21 protein-coding genes are annotated in these 22480 nt (G+C 61.5%); 19 read left to right on the plus strand and 2 right to left on the minus strand.

Annotation, left to right across the window (positions count from 1 at the left end; all coding sequences use genetic code 11):
- Nucleotides 1-129: 129 nt before the first annotated feature.
- From NKG59_RS26125 to NKG59_RS26205, 17 genes are all read left to right on the plus strand, one after another.
- Complete coding sequence (locus NKG59_RS26125; protein ID WP_253543128.1) at nt 130-453, plus strand: hypothetical protein; 324 nt, start codon at nt 130-132, stop codon at nt 451-453.
- A gap of 165 nt (nt 454-618) precedes the next feature.
- Nucleotides 619-1509, plus strand: coding sequence for a TRAP transporter substrate-binding protein (locus NKG59_RS26130; RefSeq protein ID WP_315862615.1), 891 nt, complete (start codon nt 619-621; stop codon nt 1507-1509).
- Nucleotides 1510-1786: 277 nt separating this feature from the next.
- Nucleotides 1787-2965, plus strand: coding sequence for a ParA family protein (locus NKG59_RS26135; protein WP_301288272.1), 1179 nt, complete (start codon nt 1787-1789; stop codon nt 2963-2965).
- Entirely contained in the window at nt 2966-3958 is a 993-nt protein-coding gene (locus NKG59_RS26140; protein WP_253543131.1) for a ParB/RepB/Spo0J family partition protein, read from the plus strand.
- A 259-nt stretch (nt 3959-4217) separates the two neighbouring features.
- Nucleotides 4218-5276: a helix-turn-helix domain-containing protein gene (locus NKG59_RS26145; protein WP_253543133.1), complete on the plus strand. Its 1059-nt coding sequence runs from the start codon at nt 4218-4220 to the stop codon at nt 5274-5276.
- Nucleotides 5277-5462: 186 nt separating this feature from the next.
- The gene (locus NKG59_RS26150) at nt 5463-5804 is read left to right on the plus strand and encodes a hypothetical protein (RefSeq protein ID WP_253543135.1); all 342 of its coding nucleotides are present in this window, start codon (nt 5463-5465) and stop codon (nt 5802-5804) included.
- Nucleotides 5805-6077: 273 nt separating this feature from the next.
- Entirely contained in the window at nt 6078-7007 is a 930-nt protein-coding gene (locus NKG59_RS26155) for an antitoxin Xre/MbcA/ParS toxin-binding domain-containing protein (protein ID WP_253543137.1), read from the plus strand.
- A 350-nt stretch (nt 7008-7357) separates the two neighbouring features.
- Entirely contained in the window at nt 7358-7654 is a 297-nt protein-coding gene (locus tag NKG59_RS26160) for a hypothetical protein (RefSeq protein WP_253543144.1), read from the plus strand.
- Between the two features lie 194 nt (nt 7655-7848).
- The gene (locus NKG59_RS26165; RefSeq protein WP_253543146.1) at nt 7849-8502 is read left to right on the plus strand and encodes a hypothetical protein; all 654 of its coding nucleotides are present in this window, start codon (nt 7849-7851) and stop codon (nt 8500-8502) included.
- A 24-nt stretch (nt 8503-8526) separates the two neighbouring features.
- Nucleotides 8527-9261 carry a hypothetical protein gene (locus NKG59_RS26170; protein WP_253543153.1) on the plus strand — a complete coding sequence of 245 codons (735 nt, stop codon included), beginning with the start codon at nt 8527-8529 and terminating at the stop codon, nt 9259-9261.
- A complete protein-coding gene (locus NKG59_RS26175) occupies nt 9258-10091 on the plus strand; it encodes a hypothetical protein (protein ID WP_253543156.1) in 834 nt (277 codons plus the stop codon). The genes NKG59_RS26170 and NKG59_RS26175 overlap by 4 nt, the downstream gene beginning before the upstream one ends.
- A 59-nt stretch (nt 10092-10150) precedes the next feature.
- On the plus strand, nt 10151-10864 hold the full coding sequence (locus NKG59_RS26180) for a DUF7673 family protein (RefSeq protein ID WP_253543157.1): 714 nt from the start codon (nt 10151-10153) through the stop codon (nt 10862-10864).
- Nucleotides 10861-12594 carry a tyrosine-type recombinase/integrase gene (locus NKG59_RS26185; protein ID WP_253543159.1) on the plus strand — a complete coding sequence of 578 codons (1734 nt, stop codon included), beginning with the start codon at nt 10861-10863 and terminating at the stop codon, nt 12592-12594. Before NKG59_RS26180 ends, NKG59_RS26185 begins: the two co-directional genes overlap by 4 nt.
- A gap of 894 nt (nt 12595-13488) precedes the next feature.
- The gene (locus NKG59_RS26190) at nt 13489-14898 is read left to right on the plus strand and encodes a Shedu immune nuclease family protein (protein WP_253543161.1); all 1410 of its coding nucleotides are present in this window, start codon (nt 13489-13491) and stop codon (nt 14896-14898) included.
- A 787-nt stretch (nt 14899-15685) separates the two neighbouring features.
- On the plus strand, nt 15686-16138 hold the full coding sequence (locus NKG59_RS26195; RefSeq protein ID WP_253543163.1) for a hypothetical protein: 453 nt from the start codon (nt 15686-15688) through the stop codon (nt 16136-16138).
- Between the two features lie 76 nt (nt 16139-16214).
- The gene (locus NKG59_RS26200; RefSeq protein ID WP_253543165.1) at nt 16215-16988 is read left to right on the plus strand and encodes an NYN domain-containing protein; all 774 of its coding nucleotides are present in this window, start codon (nt 16215-16217) and stop codon (nt 16986-16988) included.
- Nucleotides 16989-17210: 222 nt separating this feature from the next.
- Nucleotides 17211-17786 (plus strand): phospholipase D family nuclease, encoded by a 576-nt coding sequence (locus NKG59_RS26205; protein ID WP_253543167.1) that lies wholly within the window; start codon nt 17211-17213, stop codon nt 17784-17786.
- A 122-nt stretch (nt 17787-17908) separates the two neighbouring features.
- On the opposite strand, the gene NKG59_RS26210 is transcribed toward NKG59_RS26205, so the two are convergent.
- Nucleotides 17909-19582, minus strand: a complete 1674-nt coding sequence (locus tag NKG59_RS26210; protein ID WP_253543169.1) for a nicotinate phosphoribosyltransferase — start codon at nt 19580-19582, stop codon at nt 17909-17911.
- Nucleotides 19583-19616: 34 nt separating this feature from the next.
- Nucleotides 19617-20465 carry a ribose-phosphate diphosphokinase gene (gene prs, locus NKG59_RS26215; protein WP_253543170.1) on the minus strand — a complete coding sequence of 283 codons (849 nt, stop codon included), beginning with the start codon at nt 20463-20465 and terminating at the stop codon, nt 19617-19619.
- 121 nt (nt 20466-20586) lie between these two features.
- Here prs and NKG59_RS26220 point away from each other — a divergent pair, with 121 nt between their 5' ends.
- The gene (locus tag NKG59_RS26220; RefSeq protein ID WP_253543172.1) at nt 20587-21285 is read left to right on the plus strand and encodes an NUDIX hydrolase; all 699 of its coding nucleotides are present in this window, start codon (nt 20587-20589) and stop codon (nt 21283-21285) included.
- A 289-nt stretch (nt 21286-21574) separates the two neighbouring features.
- On the plus strand, nt 21575-22360 hold the full coding sequence (locus NKG59_RS26225) for a COG3904 family protein (RefSeq protein ID WP_253543174.1): 786 nt from the start codon (nt 21575-21577) through the stop codon (nt 22358-22360).
- The last annotated feature ends 120 nt before the right edge of the window (nt 22361-22480 follow it).

A 22480-nucleotide genomic window follows, 5' to 3' on the forward strand; every position in this document is an offset into this window, starting at 1 on the left:
CCCGTCGAAAGGGATCAAAGGAGGCAGAAAACGAAGAGTTATCCACACCGCAGTAACGCTTTACGCTGTCTCGGGGTGGGTCAAATTTAGATGAAAACCGTGGGTCAAATTTAGCTGCGCGCCAACATCGTGGACAAGCAGAAGTACCCGGAAACCGACGGGCGCGGCCCATTCTGGGAACTCCTCCGCTACCTCCTGAGAGGGATGACGTTTGGTCCCGTAGTCTGCGCCAAGCTGGTCGCCGACTTTGACGCATGGGACCCGGACATCCGGTCTCGCAGTGACGACGAGTTCTACGAGTTCTATTGCAAAATGCGGGAGTATTTTTCCTGCGGCACAGAAAAGGATGCCCTGGTGACGTACCCCAGTTGGTGGTCCGATAGGGAAGGCAACATCATCCTGGAACCGAAGTTGGGCGCCGAACCGGGCGTTCTGCCTGGGAACTGCAGATAACTCAAGCGAGCGCCTACGCGGCGCTCCTTTTTTTCCCCCAGCCTCACTGGGCAGCCCAGCCATCTCGCTCCAACAGGCCTGATGGGCACAGTCGCGCCATCTAATAATCACTTCGAATAGTTGTGAAGACGAGATAAGCGATTGATTTATATGCGTTTTCCCCGCATGTCGTCACAATCGCTCAGCAACGTCACCTCAATTATTCGACGTCACCAGATGCGCACGGCGGGCGCAGTCGTGATCGTCCCGTCTTTTGATGGATCTGCAGGCATCAAGTCGGCCAACATCCCCGCTGCCGTGCGCGATGGCCAACTTGACGCTGGCGACACCTTCGGTGCTGCGCTGAGCGGCATTGATCCGGTTTTTGAATTGTGCATGCTCCCTTTTGTCGCGACCACCATTGACGACGCCCGCCATCTTGCGGATCTGGCCCGCCCGTTTTATGCGCGAGCATTTGAGTTCCAGGACCAGCACCTGCTTTACTTGACGCCATGGCCGTCGACTGGCCTCTGGTCCCGAACGCCAGTGCAGACCGTCGAAGCCCTAAGAGGTTTGGACATTCGCACCTACGACAAGACTTCGCAACAGGTCATGCAGTCCGCGGGCGCGAAGGCCGAGAGTCTTTCTATCTCGGATGTGTTCCCACGCTTGGAGAACGGCACGATCACTGCCGCACTTTCATCTAGCGATGGCGGCGCGGGCCGGAAGCTCTGGACCTTGCTTCCTAATTTCACCGCGATCAACTATGCGGTGCCTCTGTCATTCGCCACGGTGAGCACCAAAGCATATGAAGCACTTACGCCAGAACTGCGTCTTGCAGTCGACGAGGCGGCAAAAATGACGGAGCGCCACCAATGGGGGCGTCTGCAAACGCGTCTAGTTGAGAACAAACGCCGCATGCAGGAACACCAGGTAGCCGTTGTCGATATACCGCCGTCCGAGATCCGCGACGTATTACGCGCGGCAGCTGCGCCAGCCGTCGCAGAATGGAAACTGAAGGCGGGTCCCGTGGCTGCCGCTATGTTGGACCGCGTGCTCGACATTGAATCGCGCTGATTCTTGGCCGCTCATTCTTTCCTGTAACTGATCGAACTGCGGAGCGGGCTTCGACATGGAACCACATCGAAATTCCAGTCGGGGACAGACAGGCCCTGCGCCCTTTGCGGCCGAGCGGTGGAGCCCAGCCGTGCTGCGAGGCCGCGACGGCAGGCACGGACACTTCAGAGTTTACTTGAAGTTAACGAGAAGCCCCCGTATTCTTCGGTCAGCGCGGTTTTTCGCGAAAACCGAAGAATTTTCCAGATACCAGGACCAAACCGTGAACACGAACGCATTGATCAGTGCTCGACTGCCCGAGGTCGATCAGTCTGTGTCGATCGATACCCTATTAGGGGTCGCTGCTCAAGCGACGGACATTCTTAGTCAGATCCGGGACGCGATGCTCGAGCCTTATCCTCGGAAGCACGCTCCAACGTTCACGAGTGCACAGGTTGCTTCGCTATGCGGGCTCGACAAGCAGCGTTTCCAATACCTTACAACGAAGGGCGACCTTCCGGCTGGTAAATCTCGGGGGAGCGGTCGTAGCAAGGAATTTACGCTTGAGGAAACGATTGCTTGGGTACTCAACACCTCAACGCGCATGCGGCGCCCGGCGCATGCGCGCGGGCGGGTATTGACAGTTGCGAACTTCAAGGGCGGTGTCGCAAAGACGACCACCGCGGTTTCTGCAGCGCAAGCGCTGACCCTCCTTGGGCGCAAAGTTCTCGTCGTGGATTGCGATCCGCAAGGTACCACAACCCAACTATGCGGATGGGCACCGGACGCGGAGATCACCGACGAACAGACCCTGTTGCCCCTCATCTATGGTGACGAGGTTGACCTCGGATATGCCGTTCAAACGACGTATTGGCACAATCTCGACCTGATTCCGGCGTCGTCCTCCCTGTTTGACGCTGAGTTTGAAATCCCGGCAAAGGTGCTAAGGGACAGCACGTTCGCATTTTGGGACATCATGAATCGCGGCCTGCAGCCGCTTCTGGGCTCATACGATGTCGTAATTATCGATACGCCGCCTGCGCTGAGTTATCTCACGATCAACGCATTGTTGGCTTCCGACGCGATTCTCCTCCCCTGCCCTCCTGAGGGCTTGGACTTTGCCAGTTCGACGCAGTTTTGGCATTTGTTTTCAGACATTGCAAAGAAGCTCCCCGGGGTAGCGGATTCCAAGCGCTTTGATTTTGTGAACGTCGTGCTTACCAAATCCAAAAGCGATGACGTCTCGCGGGTGGTCAAGGGGTGGCTTCAGAAGGCGTACGGGGACCGCGTTCTTCCGTTTGAAATTCCGGAGTCGACTGTTCCTAAAGGCGCGTCGGCACAGCTGTCTACGGTCTATGACCTCTCGAAGCCGGATGGCAGCGTGGCTGCGTACCATCGATACAAAGATCCGCTTGATCGACTCGCAGACCACTTAGATGCGCAGTTCGTTCGAGCCTGGTCCCAGGAAGGAGTTTAAATGGGCATTGGAGACAAGCTGTTAGCGAAGACCGCTAACGTTGAGGTGAAACCTCGACCGGTTGGCGCGCCCGCCGTTTCGGAGGCGCGAACGTCGCCTGGCCGGCTCATGGATGCACAGAATAGGATCAACTCTGCAGAGCAGCGTATCGCTGAATTGACCGCGGAGCTTGAGAGCGCAAGGAAGGCTGGCAGCGCCGTCGATATCCCACTCACGGATTTACATGAAGTACCTGGCCGCCGACGCCACATGCCGGCCGACAAGTATCTTGAGCTGCGCGAGAACCTCCGACATAACAAGCTTATCCACCCTGTCGTTGTGAGACCGCGCGTTGAAGGCGGGTTCGAAATTGTGTCTGGGCACCACCGCTCTGATGCTTATAGAGAATTGGGACGCAATGACATTCGATGCGTTCTGGAGGACGTCACAGAAGACGAGGCTTCGCTTGGTGCCTTTTACGCCAACTTGCTGCAATCGGACCTGACCGACTATGAGAAGTATCTCGGATTCCGGGATATTCAGAAGCGGTATCCGGGCATTACGCAGGCTCGCATGGCGGAACAGGCCGGCACGCCGCCGTCAGTTGTTTCTGCACTGATGGCATTCGAACATTTGCCCAAAGCGGTTCTCGATTTGCTCGATCAAGATCCCACGTTGCTTGGCGCAAATGCCGGCGCTGAGCTATCGGCGCTGGCACGCAAAGGACGGGCGGATAAGGTTGTCGAAGCGGTGGAGAAGCTCGCCAAAGGTGAGGTGGACCAAGCACAAGCCGTGAAGCTGGCTAGCCGAGAGTTGCAGTCGGCAAAGTCTGCTCCGAAGGCGACGGGCTTTAAGATCCGTGCCGGACGCTCGGTCTATTGCGACCTCAGAGCGGCGCGTAACGTGCTGCGCCTCGAGTTCAGCACTGAAGATGAGGCGAAGGCGGTGCAAGAGGAACTGAAGGCGCTCCTTGAACACCGCGCAAGTCAGTTCGCCACGGACAAAAAAAGCTAATTTCCTTAAAAATCAAGGACTTGGTATTACGAACCCCGAAAAGGTTCTTTTCCAGGAATCACAGCATGCACTAAGAGCGTCCTAGAAAGACAAAAGCCTTCGGCTGGAACCGAAGGCTTTTGCAGATTGGGCTTGGCTGGAACCTCGCCCGCTACACCCCACCGGCTGGAACCGGAAGAGCATCGACATCTCGGAGTGTAGCGGATAGGTCAACAGCGTCAAGCGATGTCAGACCATTTTTTCAAATGGAAGCTTGGCTATGTCTATCGCGCAACACTTGGTTGCAGGCGAGGATGTCACTTACCCTCGTGAAACAGAAAAACGGGCTCGAACCACCTCGTCGCCCCTTCCCCAACTCTCGCCCCAAAAGCGTCGCAATCTGCCAAACCGCATCTTGCGTGCTTATGACGCGGCAAAGCACCTCACGGGCCTCCCCCGCTCAGTCAGGTCAACGTTGGCGGAACTGTGCCGCTTCGTTCCACAAAACGAGCCCTTCGCACCGATCTTTGCCCATAAAGACGTGATTGCGGAGCGCATTGGCGCGGATGAGCGCACGGTCTATCGGCATCTTGCGACGCTCCGCCAACTCGAACTCATCGAAGTTCTTCCCCAGGAGCGCAAAAGCCGCAGCGGTCGCTTTGCCGTCGCGCGACTTCGCCTGACCCGTAAAGCATGTGAGCTCGTCGGCCTCATCGACACCAATGACGACGTTATCCACACGCCACCGCACGACAAAATGTCAGACCGCCATACGTTAACTGAACCCACTATCTCAAAGAATCAACGCAGCGCCCTGGTCGGCGCCCTGCCCAAGGACCTCGCCTGGCTCACCGGTCAGGGGTTATCGCGTGCGGGCATTTTCAAGTTGATGGGCCAAGCCAAACAGCACGGCAAGCGCCTGTCCGACATCGTCACGGTGGTGGCAACTTACCTGCGCGATCTCAAGGGCGGCAAGCTGTTCGCCTACCTGTCCGCCCTCGCCTGCGGCCCGACCGATTTTGCGGTGCCCGCTGCCAACGAGCGCCAACGCCAACAAGACGCCGCCGAGGCCCAACGGGTCAAACAGCGCGCCAAGCTCTTCCGCCAACGCTTCGCCGGCACCACGCTGACCAACCGAGCGCAGACCAAACTCTACGTGATTGACGCTCAGGCGCGCTTCGTCGAGGTCGTCCAAGCCGGCTACAGTGCGACCGGGCCGCTGACGGAAACCGAACCGTGGATCGCGCGCTTGCGCAGCGGCGACTTGCGCTTGGCCACCGCCGAGGTCGAACGTGCCTTCGGGCGGCTCAGTCCGCTCGCCGCCCTGAGCCTCAACTAGGAAGCCATGCATGGCCCGCAGCCATTCGCCACGCAAGCCGTATCGGCCCAAGACCGCCGCTGCGAAAATGCGGTTGCTCACAAACCGTGGAAGCTCGAACGGGCTTTTGCGCCGCTGCAGGACATTCTCGAACACATCGCACGCGACGGTGAATAGCATGCGACCGAGGAGGGCGCGGGGATCTACGTGTCCGTCACCCAGCGCAAGGCCTATGATGTCCCGGCGGCGCTGCGCCCGTATGCGGAGGTCTTTGCCATGGTGCGTGGGCGCGATCCCCGCTGTCCGGACGCTGAAGCGCTGCGTCTCACCGGCGCCGAGATCCCCGGCGGCACCGTGAGCGAGACCGTCCTGCAAGCGGCGCTCACGTGCCTGCAGGCACTGCGGTCATACACCGCGACGCAGCCGGGGGACCTGATTGCCGACGCCGCGCAGAGCGTCACATTGCGGGCCCACCTGAATGCGATCAACCGACTTGGCGAGGCGGAAACCTCAGGTGAAGCAGGGGAGGTCAGGGCGGCGAGCGTCTAATCGCCCCCGCGACACGCATCAGTGCTGATCTAGGGGTGGTTGCTGCCAGGAACAGGAAGGTGTCCCAGGTGGGACACTGCTGCATTTAGTATGGTGGCTATCTGGTAGTTTCCTGCTGCCTTGAACATCACCTTAGAAAGCATTGACCTGTGTAAGAATTTTGCATAACATGTCGGTCAACAACTAACCCTCGAAACCGGCGTGGCATGTCCATCTGGTGCGGGGGAGAAAAAGCCGGCGCAAGCCGGTTTTTTCGTTTCTGGAGGCGCTTCAATGCAGGAGGGGGCAGGGCAGTTGCGCAGTCTGCGCACGCGCGTCTACGTCGACGGCTACAACTTCTACTATGGCTGTCTGAAGGGAACGCACCACAAGTGGCTCGACCTCTACAAGCTCTTCCAGGATCACGTGCTGCCCTCGGCGCTGATTGAACGCGACGGGCAACGTGCACACAGCGAACTGCTCCCGGAAGCGCTGCAATTCTTCACTGCCACCATCATCGAAAGCGCCGCCAAGTCGCATGATTCGGTGTCTTGCCAGGCGCGTTACCACACCGCGCTGCGCAAGCTCCACGACGGCCGCATCCGCATTATTGAGGGGTATTACTCCCTGACCAAGGCCCGTGCCCTGCGCATCGATCCCGATCATCCAAATCGTCCGCCCAATGCGTGCGAGCGGGTGCCGATCTGGCGCCTCGAGGAAAAGCAGACCGACGTCAACCTGGCGCTGCACGCCTACCACGATGCGATGACGGGGCAGGTCGACCATGTCGTGATCGCCTCCAACGATACCGACTTGGTGCCGGCGCTGCGCATGATCCGTGAACACACACCGGTGACGGTCGGCCTGGTGATTCCCACGCAGGACAGCGAGCGTCGGCCAAATGCCGACCTGGCCAAGTACGCTCATTGGGTGCGGCGCCATCTGACCGATGCCGAGCTGGCCGCCGCGCAATTGCCGCGCGTGGTGCCAGGTGGCAAAACGCCCACCGTCAAGCCCGATTCCTGGTATCCGCATCCCACCTTGTTCCTGGAAGCGTTGGACTTGGCGATTAAGGTGCGCGGCAGCCGTTCCAAGGCCTTCCAGTGGCTTGACGCCCCGTCAGATCACCTGGGTGGCCGCCGGCCGATCGAGCTGCTGGAGACCGAGTCCGGCGCCGAGCAAGTCCTGGCCTATATGCGCGACTGGATCGCGCGCCAAGGCTGAGCCGGAACGGAAATCGCGCAGGTGGAATCGGTGTAGGAAGGCCCAGAGAATGCCTGCAATCGGTGGACCGCACGAAGTCGTGACAGAACACTGGTTGCATGTTCAACAGCCCAGAAGGCCTTACATGGAACCCTCTCCGAACCTTGTCCTGACGATGGCTTACCAGTTGGCCACGATCGGTCTCTTCCTGCTGGAGCTGCGCAAGTTCTGGCGGGAGCGCACGCAGTAACGCGCAGGAAAGGCCGCCTTCGGACGGCTTTTCAATTTCATAACAGGTCGGCACTTGAAGCAGCCGCGCTCGGCTTCACATACGCTCGACACACAACGTCCTGCGGGACAGAGGAGCGTACATGTCGTTTCAGCAAGAGATTCGCATCAATCCGCGCACCCAAGCGGAGATCGACGCCGAGCGGGCCGAGGCGGCGCTCCACCAGCCGACATTGTCCTATGCCCAGGTGACAGCGGCTGCCGCAAAACGGATTGAGAACCTAGCAGCTGCGTCGGTGGGCGGCGGTGTTGGCGCCGTGTACCAGGAACGCGCCGTCGGTGCCTATCTGATGTGGCATGACCTGACCAAAGGCACCCACAGTTCGGCCGACAACGAACGCTTGAGTCGGCTGGCCGGAATGCCGGAACCGCTGAAATAAGGTCCAGAAGCCGCCGCGTGCGGCTTTTTCTTCGCCTCGTGGCAGTGCCGATAAATGCTATTATCGGCACCAGCATTTGTGCCGGAAAAAGCCGCTTTTTCGAAATCCATGTGACAAGAAAAGCACGTTGCGCAGGGTAGGGCGGTGCGCGCGATTTACGGGACCGTCCCGCACTTCATTTCCGTGGAGACTCCATGACCAACATCACCACCCGCCACGAGCTGGCCGGCACCCGCATCGAGGGCGCGCGCTATGCGGTGCGCCTGCACCCGGCGAGCGAATGGCAGCACGACGGCGACCCCAGCGTCGCGGTCAGCGTGCACGCGCTGCCCGTCGACGGCGAGGACCATGGCATCGACTTGACCTATGACACCGAGCACGTCTTTGCGCTGACCGACATCGCGCTGGTGCCCGCCGGCGACGGCACCGAGCTACGCTGCCTGCGCGCCACCGCCGCGCGTTCCGGCGCGCCCGCGTTTCGCGAGGGTTTTGTGCTGGCGCTCGAACCCGGCATGGCGGACGCCATCGCCACGGCCTTGCCGCACATCGATCGCGTGTCGCGGGCGGCCGCGCAGATCCGCCGCGCGCTCGCGCCGCACCTGGGGCGCCGGCTGTGGCCGCACGAGGAGGACGCCGTGCTGACGGTGACCGCTCAGCTGGCGCGCCAGCCGAGCGTCGACGCGGCGCTGCAGGCGGCCCGCACGTTCCAAGGCGAACCGATGTTCGGCGCGGACAGCCGCGACAGCTACGCGGAACTGGGTGCGGCCCTGCGGCAGCCCGACGTGAACGAGGTTCTGGAGTCCCTGATCGGCGACCTGGCGTCGCCGCCGGCGGCAAGTGCTGTCTGACCCTGACCACGTGAGGACACCCCGATGACCATTCCGCCGCGCACGGCCATGCAAGCGATCACGGTAAAGGTGCCCAAGCACCTGGTGGAGGCCTGCCTGCAGACAACCGGGGCGCTTTTTGCGCAGGTGCGCGAACTGGCGAAGCCCGGCCTGCGTGCGCCCCTGCTTGGTGTCGCGGCGGCGCTGTGTCTCTGGTCCAGCCCCGGCACGGCCGCCTGCGTCACGACCGAGAGCCTGCCCGGGCTCAACGAGACCACCGCGCCCCGCGCGGGCAGCGTGCTTGGCGTGAGCCTGCCCGAACTCCTGGACGGCCGTCCCGAGCAGCGCCGCGAGACCGAACCGAGTGACACGCTGGGCCAGCTCACTACGGTCACGCTGTCGCCACACCTGTGGGTGACCGCGGAGGGCAGCGAGGCCCAGCCTGCGCGCTTCAGTCTCACGCTGATCTCGCCCGACACGAGCGCACAGAGCGCCGCCGACGCACGCCAGGCACTCGCCGTGATCGCCAACGCCTTCGGCGCCCGCACGCTCGACCCCATCCTCGACGTGGTGGTGTGGCACGGCCAGCTGGTGGCAGAGTTGCGGCGCCAGGCCATTGAGGCGCAGCGTGCGCTGCCTCCATCGGGCCGCAACCTGTTCTTTACCGTGCAGGAGCGCGGACCGTACCGAGTGACCGCCTACCTCCAGCGTCTGCAGTCGGACCTGACCCTGTGTTTTGAGCCGAAGCCGGTGCCACCGTTGTCGGGAGCGCGGCCATGATGCCCACCATCAGGATGCCGGCGGTGGAGCCCCGGTGGCACCTTCTGCCGACGGGGCTGCGCATACGGCAGCGCGGACTTCTGCGGCGGTCGTTGGCGGTGGGGATGGTCAGCACGTTGCTCGGGATGGGCGCCGCGCATGCTGAGCCGTTAGCAGGGCGCGTGGTCACCCTCGGGCAGACGCGCATCGTCCTGCCCGAGGCCGAAGGCCTGCGCGATGTCACGGACGAACCCCGGGGGGCCGCCATGGGGGCGGCAGTGATCGAACCCCAGGCCCAGTTGCTGGCGTTCCAGGTGCGGCCTGAGGACAGCCGCTCCGGGTTCCTCATCATCAAGACCGCCCGGGACATGGCCGCGCAGGACATCAGCGCCGCGCAGTTTGCGGGCTACACCGCCTATATGCGCAGCGTGGCGCAACACCAGCGCCACTACGACGACGTTGCCGACACCGCCAACCAGCAATTCGCCGCTCAGCGTCCGGCGGTCGAGGCGGCGGCCGGCCACCGCCTCGGGGCGACCTCCTTCGCGCCGTCCCTGCTGATTGCCAACGAACACGATGACGACCAGGACTATGGAACCACGGTGGCGACCCGGGTCGACACCGTGATCGACGGCCGCGCCGACCACTGGACGGACCTCATGTGTTCGCACCTGCTGCGGGTGCGGGCCCGGGTCCTCATCCTCCAGTGGCATGCCCGGTTGGCCCAGGCCGGCGACATCGATCGCCTGCGCGCGGCGTGCCGCGGTTATGTGTCGGCGCTCCTGGCGGCGAATCCCCCGCAGGAGGCTGCACCGGTGCCGGCCAGCCAGGCGCTGGCCCCTTCGCCATGAGGCGCGCGCCCGGATTGGCGCCCGTGGGCGTACCACCAGACGACTTGTAAGGAACGACCATGACCATTCCACCGCGCCCGGCCATGCAAGAGATCACGGTGAAGGTGCCCAAGCATTTGGTGGACGCCTTCCTGCAGGCCACCGACGAATTCTTTGCGCAGGCGCGTGAGCAGACCACGCCTGGCCAGCGTGCGGCCGAGATCCGCGCCCAGGACCGCGACGCCGGACTGGACTCGCTGATGGCGCTGCTCGACGTGGCCGAGGGAGACCGCGGCCAGTCCGGGGTCGTCGCGCGCTTCCTCGCCAGCCTCTACGACGGCACCACGTACCCGTTCGACCTGACCGCGCTGCGCGCGCTCGATGCGGACCTGTTTGAGCACTGCCTGGCGGTGCTGCGGCTGGACAATCACCCGAGCGTGCCAGTGCACCGCTACGTGCCGGACGGCGAGGCCCGCTGGCTGCGCATGATTGCCGCCTGGGGTCTGGACAAGACGCCGCCGCCAGACCCCCCGGTCGGGGCTGCCGCGCGGTTCCCAGCGTCCTACCGCTCGTATGGCAACGCGCCCGGCTATCGCGATGTGACCTTGCTGCTCACCATCGACGATGGCGTCACGCGCGCCGCGCCGGTCGAGTTGACCTTGTCCGCGCAGGATTCGGCCGACCTAGCGTGCGACCTGCTAGCCATCCACCGCTTTGTCTGGCGCGACGCGGGCCGTGGGCCGCTCGATCGCCGCCCCCGCGAGCAGCGCCCGGACTGGCTGGGCCCCGCATGAAAACCTCCCCGGCGGCGGCAGTTCCCACCCGCGCCCAATTTGCCGCGCTGCGCGCGTGGCTGCAGGGGGTGCGCCCGGCGGCGGTGGCCAGCCGTTGGCTGTCGGCCGACCCGGATGCCGAATGGACCGATGGCGAGGCGCAGCGGGCGTTGCGGGCGATCCGCACCGAACTCGCGCAGATCGCCCTGCGCCATGGCCGGGAACCGTTGGCCAAGCTGCTGGCCTCTGGCGCCCACGGTGCCGCGGCCGTCGATGCACTGCTGCCCGGGCTGCGCGACCTCGAACGTCTGGGCTCGCCCGCGCCATCGCCCAAGCACGGTGTGCAGCTGTGGTTCGCCGCGCCGCTGGCGCGCCGCCTGGCCAACGCCGGGGTGCGCACCTTGGGTGAACTCGTGACCTTGGCCAACGACCTCGGGGCCAGCTGGTGGCGCCGCGTGCCGCGCGTGGGGCGCCATGCCGCCGCGACCGTGGTGCGCACCCTGGTCGCGTCCGAAGCGACCCTGGGGCGGTTGGGTGCGCATGTCACGGGGGCGGCACTGCCGGCGCCGTTGCTCGCGCCACCGCTGACGCCCGCCGCACCGCGCGCGGTGCCGCTCGAGGCGATCCGCTTGCCGGCTCAGTTCGATGGCAGCGCCGGAGTCAATCGGGGTGAGCCGCGCCGCTGCCGCATCACCGCGACGAACGACTACGCGGCGATCCAGACCTGGCTATCGTTGTGGCCGGCGGGCAGTCACACCTGGCGCGCGTATCGCAAGGAGGCCGAACGCTTCCTCGCTTGGGCCATCCTGGAGCGCGGCAAGGCCTTCTCGGATCTGCTGACCGATGACTGCCTGGCCTATCGCGGCTTCCTGGCCACGCCGGCGCGCGGGCCACGGTGGAACGGGCCGCCGGTGGCGCGCCACCTGCCGGGCTGGCGGCCGTTCCAGGGCGCGTTGTCGTCGCGCAGCCGCGCCTATGCCGAGCAGGTGTTGGACGCGCTGTGTGCGTGGCTGGTCGGGCGGCACTACCTGGACTCGAATCCGTGGGAGGGCGTGCCGGCGCTGCGCGTGGCCGAACCTGCGATCGACCCCGAGCGCGCGGTGCCGGAGCCGATCTGGCAAGTCTTGGTGCCCTGGCTGGCGCAGCAGGCGGCCGACGATGCGCGCTGGCGCACCATCCGTGCGGCGGTGCTGCTGTTGCGCGACTCGGGCATGCGGATCTTCGAGGCGGCGGCAGCCGAGCGCGCCGGACTCCGGGCAACGGGCGGAGACGGCCCGTTGTGGGGCGAAGTGCGCGTCGTCGGCAAGCGCAACAAGGTCCGTTGGGTGCCGGTCAGCCGCCGCGCCTACGAGGCGCTGACCCTGCACTGGCGCGACCGCGGCGTCGAGCACGCGGGGGAGGGGTCACTGCTGGTGCCGGCACTGGCCGATACCTTGCCGCGTGTGCGCGCGAAAGTCGCCGCCGGCCGGGTGGGGTATAGCGATCGCGGCTTGCGCAAGCTGGTGGAGCGGGCGGCCGAAACGTTCAAGGCGTACCTGGAGGAGGCCCATCCGGAGCTGGTCGCCCAGTCCGGCCACCTGCATCCGCACGCGTACCGCCATGCGTTTGGCACAGCCTCGGCCGAAGCGGACGTGCCGGTCGACGTGGTGCAGAGCTATCTGGGCCACGCCTCGCCGGCGACCACGGCGATCTACAACAAGGCCGGCGCGCGCCGGCGCCAGCGCGAGATTGCCAAGTTGCTGGCGCAATAGGGCAGGGTGGCAGCAGCGATGCGAATCGCGGGCGCGGCAGTGCATCCGGCTATGGACAGCCGCTGGCGCGGCCCGTGTGGATAGCCTGATGGACAACCCGATGGACAGGCTGCGCCTGCCCACAGGTTACCCACGAGGCTACCCACACTTGCCCACAGCGGCAGCGGTGGGCGACCCAACGGCACGAGCGATCGGGTTGAGATGAAACCTCCCAAAGACAGATCGGGGGATTTTCCGAAGTTACCACCAAGCAGGACGGTTCATAATGGAAAAGAGCGCGCGTCTGAGCCTGAATGTCAGTGCGTTGAGACCACGTAAAAGGAAGACGAATGCCGAAATTCACGGGGATGTGCCGCATCGCGGGCAAAGAAGGCGAGCCGAACAGGGTTCGAGTGACCGATGGCGACATGATTTGGGAGGATGTTGACGAACCGGGCTACCGGTTTGCCGCGATTCGTCCTCCGATTGAAGAGCTGGATTGGTGCGCAGGGTGCGCACCCTTGTCCCAGGGTAATCCCACAAACTAGAAAGAAAAGAGGACCGCTTTTGCGGTCCTCTTGGGTACGCCCATGACTGCAATTTGGATGAGCCCAAGCCTCGGGCGTCGCCAATATGGGTTACTTGGGGCGTAGGGGTGACTTCGCCGATTTCCACGGCGGCAACTACGAGGCGGGGCCGAGCACCATCTTAAGCACGACACCTCCTTCTCGGACAAATAGCCGAGACTCGGATTATAGCGGGTCACACGCAAGTCCGTAGACCCAAAGGGTTGTAAGTCCGGAGCCCTGCATCTAGTGAAATTGGGCCCTCCGACAATCGTAGTCGGCTATCGTTGTTCGTCTGGAGCCCCCAACCCTGAGTGGTGGCGAGTCTTTCTTCGTAACAGGAAGGTTCATGGCGAAGTCAGTTCAACAGTCGCTTGCGGTGAGGGATGCGCTCACGGAGCGCATCGCGTACGAGTGCGTGGATTTGGGGGAGGGCAGAACCGAGGTCTACTACTACCTCCGTCCCCCACGTGGGGCGCGAACCGAGGCCGTAAATAAGGCCCTCATCTTGCGTGTGTGCCCAGATCGGTTGGATATCTATCCATTTAAGCCGACTGATGATGGGGGCTATGAGCCAAAATACCCAGGGCTGGAACTGATCTCCGTAGCCGAGCTTCGGACTGGACCATATGAGAAACCGTCGAATCGGGACGACGTTGAGGCGCTGCTTGACCGTTTGCCAGAATGGTTGGAGCGCAATCCGTTGAATGGGCTTGGCTTTTCAAGTCAGGATCGATTTATTGCGACTGCAATCGGCAGCTTGGCCACGCGGGTCTTCGTCGCGATCGGTGGCGGCAATGCTGACCCGACATACCACGACGGGGTGTACATGCTCAGCGAGCAACACATCAAGCGGCTCGTGAAAAGCATGCGCGCGATATCCAGTCGATATCAGAGGCAGGCCCGCGTGGACCGCATGCTCTTGGCCCACAATGAACTGCTGAGCGCTGTCGAACCGGGCCGGTTCCCCCACAAGATGAAGCGTGCCAGTCCAGAAGCCGTGTTCGAGATGGTCAAGGTGGGGCGCGTACGCACCGCCATTCCAAAGTCGGCTCAGCGCGGCATGGTGAACATGTTGGCCGACAACGCACCGGCCATTGCAAGAGAGGCGCCAGAGACGTTGTACGAGCTCGCTGCAAAGATTGAGACCGCGACATTGCAAGAGATGATCGCAAAGTTTAAGGAGAAGCTCGGCCAAAACCACGGCGAGACAAAGTGGCAGAGCTTCTTCGAGGCAAACACATTCATTCTCTCAATGGCGTTTGCCGTCCCAACGGTCTTCGTTCAGGAAACACCGTATGTGCATGGCAAACGTGTAAGCGGTCAGGGCGGCCGACACTCCGATTTTTTAATGCGTGGCCAAGGCACCGGTAACGTCGCGCTCATCGAGATCAAGGCTCCGGGTACGCGGCTGCTCACACCGTATCGCCCCGACCAGCCGGGGCCATCCACCGAACTGACAGGTGCTATCACGCAAGTACTCGGCCAGCGAAGACGTCTGACCACAGGATGGGGCAATCTGAAAATTGAAGACGACGGAACGCTGGAGGGTGCAGAGGTCTATTCTCCGCAAGCCGTGGTGCTAGTCGGCACGCTACCGACTTCCAAATCGGAGAGGGAGGCGTTCGACGGGTATAGGCATGTGCTCAAGGACGTTACGGTGCTGACGTTCGATGAATTGCTTGGGCGGCTCGAATACTTACATGAAGCGCTAATGGCGCCCCCGTCTTCGTCGGATTCAGACGACGTGCCGTTTTAGTGTCGGCAAACTTGACTGCAATCGAATGCCCACGACACAGCAGTCATTCAAGGCAATGCAATGAGTGAAGCACCACATACGAAGCCCAACAGCAAACCGACCACGCCAACCGATTGTCCCCAGTGCGGGAAGCGGGATGGAGTTCCACTTTTGCGCGGCTTTCCAACCGAAGAGCATTTTGAATTGGCCTCCCGTGGAGAAATTGTCTTGGGTGGCTGCGTGGTCGACGGCACCGGGCACGATCGGGAGTGCCGCAATTGTGGGCATCGCTGGCGAGCATCGCGGAAGAAAGCGGAGAAGTCACAGGCGCGGACTGGGGGACGGCCAGCGCGAAAGGGATCGAAAAAACGGCGACGTGCAAGATCTGCACATGCACTTGATCCCGTGGCAGGCACATCCCCATCGGGCGTTCCAAGCGGCGCGAGATCCGGCTATGAGGTTCGAGCAGGGAATAAGGTGTCCCTTTGGCCAACGCTTGCGGCCTTTGTGGCGGCTTGGCTCATTTGCTCGATGTTAGCGGGCGCCGCCATTTGCAATGATGGTTGGCATTCCGGCGCAGGTGGACGCTCTGGTGCATGCTCTCATCATGGCGGCGTCAGTCGCCTATCGGGATTCTTGGCCTTTGTCGTCAGTGCGGTAGTCGCAGTCGCGGTCCATTCAGTGCGGAAACGGCGCGCTCAACGCAGCATGTAGGGGAAAAGCAACCCGCCAAGAGAGTCGATCGGAGCGGTGGCAGGTCAAAGCGCATTGGATGGTGGATAGAAGCGAAAGACGAAAGGAGTGGCATATGAATGATCTGGCGAAGGTACTCCCCACTGTTCTGCCGGCAGCGATCGCATGGGCGGAAGCGCAATCACAGGTTGTGCTCTCAGTCGGCGTCGGCTTATCGGAACCGGGCATTACTGACGCGCGCGCGGTCGGCGTAGCGAACCCCGAAAGGGTTCGGGTTGCAATCGTGCCGAGTTTGCCATTGCCAGACGACCCCACGTTGCGGGCAATTGCGCTCAACACAGGCCTTCTGGGACCGGGTATGGTCGGACTAACGCTTGGCCACGCGATTTTCATCGTGCAAGGACACAATACTCGTCGGCTGATGACACATGAGCTGAGACATGTTCATCAGTACGAGGAAGCCGGCTCGATTGCCAATTTCCTGCCCTCGTACCTGGAGCAGGTCGCAAGGTTTGGCTACCACGATGCCCCGTTTGAAGTCGACGCAAGGCGACACGAAATCAACTAGAAGCCGGAAGCCAAGGCAGATGCCGGATCGCTTTCGATTTGGGCTGCGGCGAGGTAAAACACTTAAGGAGCCCGTAGTGGTGGAACAGCAGCCAGCGGCAGAAGGGCGCGTAGCCGTCCTGGTGGATTGTGATAACACGACGCCCGAGATTCTCGAATACGCACTGCGCGCCGTGGCCCAGTTCGGGCGCCTGGTTATCCGGCGCGGATACGGGAACCACCATACCCTTGCGAACAAATGGCAGGAAGCATTGGTCCGCCTGGCTTTTACACCGTGCCTGCAGTTCCAGTACGCTCCCGGGAAGAATACTTCCGACCTCGCCTTGGCTCTTGACGCTTTGGAAGCCATGTTCGATGCAAGGGCGGACACCTTTTGCTTGGTCACCAGCGACTCAGATTTTGCCTACCTTTGCCGCAAGCTGCGTGAACGCGGTGCTACTGTCAGTATTGTCGGCGAGGCGAAAACACCTGACGCACTGCGCAACGCGAGCGACCATTTCTTCGAGTGGCAACCGGCGGATGTGTCGGACGAGTCCGCACCGAATGGAAAGCCGAAATCCGCAGATACGACAAAGAAACGCGCACCAAAGAAGCGGCCCAAGGCGGTCATCAGTGCGGTGGCGCTACTCGGAAACGAAACACCCGATGGCTGGGTTGGTCTTGGCGCAATTGGCCAATATCTGAAGCGGACAGATCCCAGTTTCTCCTCCAAGGCCTTCGGGTACGCCGCACTGTCAGACCTGATCCGCGCGTACCCTGAGCTGACAATGAAACAGGAAAGTGGATCAGGACTATGGGTCACGCTCAAGGAGGCTGGGGAGCGGACAAGCCCTGCACAGGTCCGCGATTAACCGCCAAACGTACAGGCGGCGTTCCCTGCAGTGGGAGCTATGCTGCGCGCCTTGATGCGGTTCTTGATCGATACGGCCAGGCGCGGGACCGCTTGAGCACTGTCACCGGTTCGTCACGGAATGCCGGGCAGCTGCGAAGTCGATGGGGTTCGGTAATCCTGTTTTCGCGGCGTATGCTCGCCGGCAAAAAATAGTGTCAGCGTATGCTCGCTGGTGGCGGGCATGGCTATGATCCCGGTCCCTTCAGATAATCGAGATCAGACCATGCGCATACTCGGCCTAGCACTTGTGCTCACCCTGCTGGCTCCTGCAGCGATCGCTGCACAAGCTCTCCCGCCCGGGGCGCAGTTCGAAGTGGGTTTTTCTCCTAAGCGGGGAAGTCTTGCGACGGTCCTGAGGGGTATTGAGTCGGCCAAATCCAGTATTCGTGTGGCCGCTTACGGGTTCACGTCGAAACCGATTGCTTTGGCCCTGCTTGATGCACAGAGGCGTGGCGTGGACGTGCAGGTGGTTGCTGACAAGGGGTCCAATGGGAAGGGCTACACGGCCACCACGTTCTTGGCCAACCAAGGCGTGGCTGTACGTCTGAACGGGCTGTACGCCATCCACCACCACAAATTCATGGTGATAGATGGCAAGCACGTCGAACTTGGCAGCTTCAACTATTCAGCGGCCGCCGCTGACCGGAACGCTGAGAACGTGTTGCTACTCTGGAACGTGCCGCCTATCGCTGCCGAATACACGCGTGAGTGGCAGCGGCTGTGGGACGAAGCGACGCCCCTAGAAAAAGTGTATTGAGGAAGCTCGCTTTCTTGGCGTCGCGTAGAAGGTTTACGCAGTTGATGCCAACCGCGTAAACCGATTGGGTTTCCCTGTATGGGTAAGCCGGCGCCCACCCCGAAGGCATCCCCCAATACCTATTACGCCGCTAGGTCAGCCTGTTCCGTGCAGTTCCACGAGGCCTTGAGGCGCTCGCGAATCTCAGCAAGCGTTGTCGTCACCAGCAACTTCCCATCCCGAAAGACGGGAGTCATCTCGCCGCTGGAGAACTGGTCGAGAGTCTGCTGCTCGTACAAGACGTAGTTGTCGCCCTCTTTCTCGACGCGCAGCAGACCCCGAGCCGACTTCTTCGTGCCGTCGTCTGTGGCTGGATCTTTGTAGATGTCGACCTGTTCGTCGTCGACTTCGGCATAGATCGCCTTCATGGCCCAACCGAACGTATCGCGCGAGAGCATGTTGTAGGTGTACGAGCCGATGCCGAAAACCACGTTGCTCGATGCGAACCCCTTCTCGGCAAGTCGGCTCAGGATGTCCCAGGCGCGCTTCAGGGAGATCGAGTCACCGTAAATCAAGCCGACCTTGTCGTTGAGCGTCTTGTAGCCCTTGTTTGTCAGCGCACCGCCGTAGATGTCCCAGAGGCACTCGACAGAGCCCTTGCGCTCGGCTTCCGTGATGTGCAAACCGGTAGCCGCCACGATGTACTTGCCATCGATCTTCTGGAACACACCGTCGCTGCCGCGCATGAGTTCGCTGTCACGGTAGCCAGCCAGGATGCGCACCGGATCGCCGGAATCCGGGCGAAACACAACGCGGCTCTGGCCAAGCGCATTCGGTTTGCGGGCCAGGATCTCGGCCTTCAGTTCCTTCGCGATGACCGTGATGACATTCCAGTAGTCGAACGAATCGCTCACCAGGGAGACCATGCCGGCGGGGTAGTCCTGTGTGACGAACTCGCGGATGATCTCGAGTTCGGCCAGCCGGCGCAGTGCCTTCTCGTCCAGTCCAGCATTCGCCGGGTCGCGCTGCAGGCGCTTGAGCGTCGCCAAGATGCGCAGCGTCATGACGCTGTGCTCGGACGCCGGGATCGAACCTCCTACCAACTCCTTGTCCGCGTCGGCACCGTAGTAGTCCTCGGCATAGTCGATCGCTGGGATCGTATCAGTGCCGGTGAAAGAGAGCAGGTGGCCGACGCCGCAGCGCATCGCGTCGTGCACGCCGCTCATCCCACGCATCGAGAAGTCGTGGCCTTGCCAGTCGACGAACTCCTCCGGTGCGCCGGTCAGCCTGGCGAAGTAGGTCAGCAGCTTGCGGAATTCGAATGCAATGGTAGCCACCGTCGACGGCTTCCATATCTCGGTGCTGAACAGCGTCTCGAAGTAGGTCGAGACCCACGGGAACGCGGCATGCGTGTTGACGAAGAGCACCGGCGGTACCTTGATGTTCACGCGCACGCCCTCCGGCAGGGCGCGCAGTTCCAGCGGCAGGTAACCGAGGTCGTGCAGCGCCTCAAGGCGGTCGACCGGTACCGCGTCCTGGCCGAGCGCGGTGTCCATACGGCGCTTGTACTTGTGAACCGCCGCGGCCTTGGGCGCATCGAAGAACTCGCGCTGGAACACCCCGAGGAAGAACTCCTTGATGAAGCCCTGAAGGCCGAACCAGACCACCTTGTTGTCGAAGAACTGCTCAAGGACTGGCGCGTACTTTGCCGAGCGCGGGGTGAAATTCGCGACGAGCTTGGTCGTGGCCGCAGGATACATCGAGGGGTGACCGGTCTTGTAGAAGTCGGCGAGATTGAAGGGAATCAGTCCGTTCATGGTTGTTCTCCGGTGGGCGAGGGCTCGTATTGGATCAGACCTGGATGGCGCGCGTGTCGCCGATCCAGTTGTTGCGGGTGAAAACGCCTGCATAGCTTTCCAGCAATGCGTCGAGGCCTTTACTGAAGATGCCGTGCGTGACGTAGAGGTACAGTGGGTTGCGCGCGGTACGGTCCGCCTGCTTTGCATCCAGTGCCTGCGCAAGTTCAGTGAAGGTGCGGCCGCCATCGCAGATGTCGTCGACAACCAACAGCGCGGAGTCGGGCAGCTTGTCTTGAATCTCGGTGCCCGTAATGGCGCCCGTGTGGGTGTCGCGGACCTTGTCCGCAAACACGACAGGCAGATCAAGTTGCGAGGCCAACTTCAAGACGCGCTTGCGAGCGCCAGCGTCAGGAGCGACCAGCGCCAGACTGCTGTTCTTGCTGCGAATGGATTCGACAACGCGACTCAGTGCCGGCAACGGGTCATCGATCACGACACGGTTGAGCAGGGCAGACGTGACATCACTGTGTGGGTCCTCGATGACGACGCGACGATAGTTCTGAGCGTTGATCAGATCGCAGAACACCTTGGCGCTGAGCGCCTCGCCTGGATTGGCCACCCGATCTTGGCGCGCGTATGGCACATAGGGGAGGTGTAGAGCGATCGGCGTATCCGGATATGCCCGGCGCAGCGCGTCGGTGGCCATCAGCAGGGCCATGATGGCATCGGCATTTGACAGATGCGCCTTGATTTCGAGTTCGTGGGCCGGCACCCCCGTTTGGAGCGTGACATGCATCTCGCCGCCCGGGAACTTCAGGACCTTCACTTCCACTGGATTGCGGGCTTTCCACGGCGACTCGGGATAGCGCTGGGTCACTGTCACAGCGGTCACGTTCAACATCACTCCCTCCACATAGTTGGTATATCCGACTAACTTGGGGTGGAGTATATCCCTACATAGTGGATTTATACAACTATGTTTGCTAAAATTTTTTCACGTCGACTGAGCCAAGGAGATCGGCATGAAAACGGGTTACAAGAAGCCGGACGTGAGCGTCGATGTCGTACTGCTGACACTGTCAGAAGGAGGGCTGATGGTGGCGCTGCACGAGCGTAACAATGAACCCTACCGCGGGGTGCTAGCGTTGCCGGGCGGTTACATCCATACCGACGAGGACAGCTCACTCGAGGAAGCGGTGCGTCGCATGTTGCGCGAAAAGACAAGGCTGGAACCGCGCTATATCGAGCAGCTTCAGACGTTTGCTGGTCCCACCCGAGATCCACGCGGGTGGTCGGTAGCGATCAGCTACGTTGCACTGGTACCGTTGGATGACCTGGTTGGTGATGAGTCTCGAGTGTTCCAGTTCTACCCGGCGGACCGCCTTCCCGTTCTGGCTTTTGACCACTCAGACCAGATTCGCGCCGCTGTAGAGCGGGTTCGCAACAAGTCGAGCTATTCGACGCTGCCATGCTGGTTGCTTCCCGAGAAGTTTACGCTGACGCAACTGCAGCATACCTACGAGGCGGTGTTCGGTGAAACGGTGACTCGAGCGACATTCCGTTCCCGGCTGGGGATCAAGGTTGGCGACGTGCAACCTGGCGAAGCGGTTGATGAGGCAGGTGTGCTCATTGCGACAGACGACTACCAATTGGGCAATCAGCGGCCGGCCCGACTATTCCGGGTCGATCAACTCGGTTTGTTCAAGCGTGCAAGCTGGTAGAGCGCGCGCGTCGTAATTGCGTGACAGACGGAACGCACCATCTCACAAATGGCATGCGTCGGATCTGCCATGCGACCAAAGGACTGGAGAGCGGCGTTCTATCGGAATTTTCCGAGGACGTGGCCAATCAGGCCGGTTTATGATGGAAAGGAGCGCTCGTCGATTCTCTCTCGTATAGGAAAGATCGACGACCTCGGCGGCACAGGAAAACTCCGAACGAGTCGGCAGAGGAAAGCTTGGGGCGTCCATAAAGGAACGGGCGATACTCATTTCAAGAATCCAACAAGCCATGAGAAAGATCGCTCTCGTAAGCACTCTTCTCGCGTTCTCTGCTACTGCAAGTGCTGGCACGATGTCTGTCCGTGTCGAACGACCTGATTGGTACAAATTGCTGAACCAAATTTCGGCTTGGAACGTGGTACTGAGCGGTGAGATAGACGCGGGAGCACCGGCACGCGTCGCACAAGCGCTCAAGCAGGTTGGGAATGATGGCGCCGACGTATATCTCGATTCCCCCGGGGGCAGTCTTGTCGCTGGCATGCAGATGGGCCGCCTCCTCCGGAAAGCGGGTGCGAACACGCATATAGGGAGCCTTGCGGTCGACAACGAGCACAAGTTTGCCGGTAAGCCAGGGGTGAAGCCAGTTCCTGGGGGCTGCTTCAGCGCCTGTTCACTGGCATTTCTCGGTGGAGAGTACCGTTACGCGATGGATGGCTCGCAATTTGGCGTGCACCGCTTCTCCAGTCCGTCCGGACCGACCGAAGGCGACTTGGACGCCGCGCAGGTGATCTCTGCGTCGATCGGAAATTATATCCGAGACATGGAAGTCGATCAGGGCCTGTTTGGTCTGATGGCGTCTCAAGGAAAAGAAGGCATCCGAATTTTGACGAAGAGCGAGCTAACTGGCTTCAACGTTGTAAACAATGGGCGGAAACGGCCGGAGTGGTCAATCGAAGCAATCGAAGGAGGCCAGTATCTCCGTGGGGTCCAAGATACTGTGTACGGACAAGGCAAAGCAGTGTTCTTGTGCGAACAGCGCAGAATATGGATGCAGTCGTTTTATCAAATCTGTTAACGCGCGAGCAGAATTGACCCACTTGGCGGGGTGATTTGCATCGAAATTTGACCCACGTGATTGAATGTCCTGCTCAATCTTTGAGCAGGGGATACAGAGGTGATCACGGTGGGCATGTTG

The sequence above is a fragment of the Ralstonia chuxiongensis genome, from assembly GCF_024158925.1.
GTDB lineage: Bacteria > Pseudomonadota > Gammaproteobacteria > Burkholderiales > Burkholderiaceae > Ralstonia > Ralstonia chuxiongensis.

Bases quoted from the DNA above. Each gene is read 5' to 3' on its own strand.
- NKG59_RS26140 (WP_253543131.1), top strand. From the start codon at position 2,966: ATGGGCATTGGAGACAAGCTGTTAGCGAAGACCGCTAACGTTGAGGTG.
- NKG59_RS26145 (WP_253543133.1), top strand. From the start codon at position 4,218: ATGTCTATCGCGCAACACTTGGTTGCAGGCGAGGATGTCACTTACCCT.
- NKG59_RS26225 (WP_253543174.1), top strand. From the start codon at position 21,575: ATGAGAAAGATCGCTCTCGTAAGCACTCTTCTCGCGTTCTCTGCTACT.
- NKG59_RS26190 (WP_253543161.1), top strand. From the start codon at position 13,489: ATGGCGAAGTCAGTTCAACAGTCGCTTGCGGTGAGGGATGCGCTCACG.
- NKG59_RS26180 (WP_253543157.1), top strand. From the start codon at position 10,151: ATGACCATTCCACCGCGCCCGGCCATGCAAGAGATCACGGTGAAGGTG.
- NKG59_RS26185 (WP_253543159.1), top strand. From the start codon at position 10,861: ATGAAAACCTCCCCGGCGGCGGCAGTTCCCACCCGCGCCCAATTTGCC.
- NKG59_RS26210 (WP_253543169.1), bottom strand. From the start codon at position 19,582: ATGAACGGACTGATTCCCTTCAATCTCGCCGACTTCTACAAGACCGGT.
- NKG59_RS26220 (WP_253543172.1), top strand. From the start codon at position 20,587: ATGAAAACGGGTTACAAGAAGCCGGACGTGAGCGTCGATGTCGTACTG.
- NKG59_RS26165 (WP_253543146.1), top strand. From the start codon at position 7,849: ATGACCAACATCACCACCCGCCACGAGCTGGCCGGCACCCGCATCGAG.
- prs (WP_253543170.1), bottom strand. From the start codon at position 20,465: ATGTTGAACGTGACCGCTGTGACAGTGACCCAGCGCTATCCCGAGTCG.
- NKG59_RS26155 (WP_253543137.1), top strand. From the start codon at position 6,078: ATGCAGGAGGGGGCAGGGCAGTTGCGCAGTCTGCGCACGCGCGTCTAC.
- NKG59_RS26205 (WP_253543167.1), top strand. From the start codon at position 17,211: ATGGCTATGATCCCGGTCCCTTCAGATAATCGAGATCAGACCATGCGC.
- NKG59_RS26170 (WP_253543153.1), top strand. From the start codon at position 8,527: ATGACCATTCCGCCGCGCACGGCCATGCAAGCGATCACGGTAAAGGTG.
- NKG59_RS26175 (WP_253543156.1), top strand. From the start codon at position 9,258: ATGATGCCCACCATCAGGATGCCGGCGGTGGAGCCCCGGTGGCACCTT.
- NKG59_RS26195 (WP_253543163.1), top strand. From the start codon at position 15,686: ATGAATGATCTGGCGAAGGTACTCCCCACTGTTCTGCCGGCAGCGATC.
- NKG59_RS26160 (WP_253543144.1), top strand. From the start codon at position 7,358: ATGTCGTTTCAGCAAGAGATTCGCATCAATCCGCGCACCCAAGCGGAG.
- NKG59_RS26130 (WP_315862615.1), top strand. From the start codon at position 619: ATGTCGTCACAATCGCTCAGCAACGTCACCTCAATTATTCGACGTCAC.